This window comes from Halalkalibacter flavus (assembly GCF_036663575.1).
Taxonomy (GTDB): Bacteria; Bacillota; Bacilli; order Bacillales; family Bacillaceae_D; genus Halalkalibacter; species Halalkalibacter flavus.
This window is the reverse complement of the sequence record NZ_JAWRVK010000089.1, coordinates 1-3,220: the sequence shown is the minus strand read 5'-3', so window position 1 is coordinate 3,220 and position 3,220 is coordinate 1. Positions and strand designations below refer to the sequence as shown.

At 33.0% G+C, this 3,220-nt stretch carries 3 protein-coding genes and 1 pseudogene; all 4 read left to right on the top strand.

From position 1 onward, the window contains the following. Window positions 1-220 precede the first annotated feature (220 nt). Window positions 221-1,141 carry a patatin-like phospholipase family protein gene (locus SAY88_RS24405; protein WP_332635039.1) on the top strand — a complete coding sequence of 307 codons (921 nt, stop codon included), beginning with the start codon at window positions 221-223 and terminating at the stop codon, window positions 1,139-1,141. A gap of 267 nt (window positions 1,142-1,408) precedes the next feature. Next, the gene (locus SAY88_RS24400; protein WP_332635038.1) at window positions 1,409-1,681 is read left to right on the top strand and encodes a DUF1294 domain-containing protein; all 273 of its coding nucleotides are present in this window, start codon (window positions 1,409-1,411) and stop codon (window positions 1,679-1,681) included. A 224-nt stretch (window positions 1,682-1,905) separates the two neighbouring features. After that, on the top strand, window positions 1,906-2,037 hold the full coding sequence (locus tag SAY88_RS24395) for a hypothetical protein (RefSeq protein ID WP_332635036.1): 132 nt from the start codon (window positions 1,906-1,908) through the stop codon (window positions 2,035-2,037). A 568-nt stretch (window positions 2,038-2,605) separates the two neighbouring features. Then, a pseudogene (locus SAY88_RS24390) lies at window positions 2,606-2,801 on the top strand (HAD family hydrolase); the annotation flags it as partial. Window positions 2,802-3,220: the final 419 nt, after the last annotated feature.

Below are 3,220 nucleotides of genomic sequence, written 5' to 3'. Positions count from 1 at the left end.
TATATCAATGACCAAATAGCAAGTGATTATAGGACTAAGAACATATTTTAGTTATTCCATTATAGGGCGCTTTTCTGAAATAAGGAAAGCGTCTTTCTTCATGAAAAGGGCCATATTGTAGAATAGGAGATTGCAAATTTCAACTTTATTCTAAATAATTGTTAATGAACTATCTTAGCAGTTTAATAATTAATAACTCTTATAGTAAGGTGGTGAAGATTTGAAGGTAGATGCTGTTTTTGAAGGTGGTGGGGCTAGAGGAATTGCTTTTATTGGAGCGATTCAAGCAATGGAAGAGGAAAAAGTAGAGTGGGAAAGATTGGCTGGAACATCAGCGGGAGCATTAATAGCTTCTCTTTTGGCAAGCGGCTACAAAAGCTATGAAATTAGAGATCGTCTAAGTGAACTCGATTTTTCAAAGCTTCGAGGTAAGACGTACTTGAATCGAATTCCCATTTTCGGCATCTTTTTAGAACTTATGATTAATCTTGGAATTTATAAAAACGATTATTTGCAATCATGGGTGGATTCACTTCTTCTGGAAAAAGGCATTAAGACATTTGCGGATCTGCCAGATGGGAAATTGAAGATTATTGCTTCTGATATTTCGAATGGCCAAATGCTTATTTTGCCAGATGATTTGGATCGCTACAGGATGACACCAGCTGATTTAAAAGTTTCAACTGCGGTTATGATGAGCGCATCTATGCCATTTTTCTACCGTCCGGTTATATGGAAATCAAAAGACCGTAACAAATCCTACATTTTAGATGGTGGTTTACTAAGTAACTTCCCAATATGGATATTTGATACGGAAAACCCTCGGTTTCCAACGTTCGGCTTCCATTTTGTGAAAGATAAAGTTAACATAAATGCAGTTATACCTACGCCAATCCACCTTTTCAAAAATATTTTTAAAACGATGCTTCAAGCCCATGATTTACGACATATGAACGAAGAAACGATTGAACGCACGATTCAAATTCCGACTAGAGACATTAACGCAACTGATTTTGAACTGAATGAGGATGAAATCGATTTTCTCTATAAATCAGGCTATACTTCTACAAAAGAATTTTTATCGAAGTGGGATTTTGAACAATATAAGGTCAAAAGAATGCAAAGAGTAAAGAATATATAGATGAAAGAAAACGCCATTCTATAAAAGAATGTCGTTTTCTTTGTTGAATGCAGATATGCCAAAAATGTATAACAATAAGCCCCCAACACCTAAACCAATGGAAACTGGTAATACATTAAAGTTTTCTTTTACCATTTCTGTAGGTTGATATGCAGTTAAATTCAGAATAAACGATAAATGGCGATAATATGTTTTTGTGGAAAAAAATGTTAATATATAAACTGAAACGATATTAACGCTTGATGAATAAAGGGGATAAAACTTACTATGGAATTTATCATTTTCTATCTATTAATAATTAATGTTATCAGTTTTAGCATGATGGGGTTAGATAAACATTATGCTATAAATGATATGCTTCGTATTCCTGAAAGGCATTTATTCTTAATAGGTTATATTGGTGGTGCTCTTGGTCTTTGGTTAGGTCTTAAGAAGTTTCGCCATAAATCGTTGAAAAAAAAGTTTAGCTATGGTTTACCTGTGCTTTCGATCATAAACATAAGTGCAGTAGCTGTTTTATTTACTATTTTCTATAGGTGAACAAAAAAGCATTTTCCAGGTTAACCATAAGATACTTTTACTATTTTTGATATCTATATCAGTTGAGGTATAGGCAGAAAATACTCTGCCAATAACACTGAGTACATTACCTCCATCTCGAGGGCTATATTATAGCCTAGCCTTTAATATTATTGAGATAGGCTATCATTCTTGTTACAAAATTAAAGGATTAAAAATAAAATGTTAAAAAGAAGGGAAAGTCTATGTTTTTTATGGTAAAAGCATTCGATTCACAAGGTAATGAATATGAATTTGAAAATAGGATAATTGGGGAAGGAACCCACATTACTTTTAAGACTGAAAAAGCAGCCGAGGCATTTATTGAAGGTATTTAGTTAAGCCTTCCCCATACACTTCAATACAAAGTCATTCCAGTTAGGGAAGATGAGCAATGATTTTTTGGCTATGCGAGGGTAAGTTATAGGGATCAAAATAGCTAAGTGAGTATCTAAAAGAAAAGTGAAGACTATACGTTATCTTCTAACCAAAAAAAGAGAGAAATAAAACTTATGATTATCGGTTTATTAAGACTGTTTCAACAATCTTTTAGAAGCAAAGTCAGGATCTGTTTAGAAAGAGGTACCTCTTCTTGAGTTTTTTCTTTGAAGTTTTTTCCCTGAATCCCGAAGGTAACTATCTCATCATTAACATCAACAACATTATCATTATTGACATATATTTTATCTTCTATGTCGTTGATGATATATTTGTTATTTTAATAACGCTCTTCAGCAATCGGGCGCTTATCCGTAATAAGGTAAGTGTCTTTTGAAGTGAAAAATTGAGTTGAAAGCCTTATTTTGAAATAATTGGTATTATGCAATGGGGAGTTGAACAAGGACTTTGTATTAACTATAAAGAAGAATATGAGTATCTTGAAATTGGAGAGAGTTGTATTTAAAAGTGATTAAAGCTGCTTTATTTGATTTAGATGGAACTTTATTAAATAGAGATGAGTCAGTAAAAATGTTCATTGACAGGCAATATGATAGATTAAATAAAATAGTAGGTCATATTCCAAAAGAGAAGTATAGTGACAAGATTTATAGAATTGGATAACCGTGGGTATGTTTGGAAAGAATACATTCGTGACCAGTTACAGTTACTCTTAAACTCTATTAAAACAAATGATACTTTTATTATTAACCTTGCGCTCGCTGAGTGTTTACGCCGTAATCTTTATAGTGGAACAGATTTCAGCGATATCATTTCATACCTCAAACGACAACGACCAGTACATGAAACAGTAACTGATAACGCTAAACAGGTGAAACAGCCTTCAACTATGTCATCAAATTGGGTAATGGATACTAATGCCCCAAAAAGAGAGATGAATGAGTACTACTCTATTTTAGAGGGGGATTCTCGATGACACAGTTTAATCAACTCCAGGATCTGATGCGAACTCTAAGATTCGTTGAGACTTCAAATCACCTAACAAAATTAATTAAAGAAGCTGAAAAAAATGATCATTCATACACACAGTTTCTTCTAGATATTATGAAGCATGAACAAAAA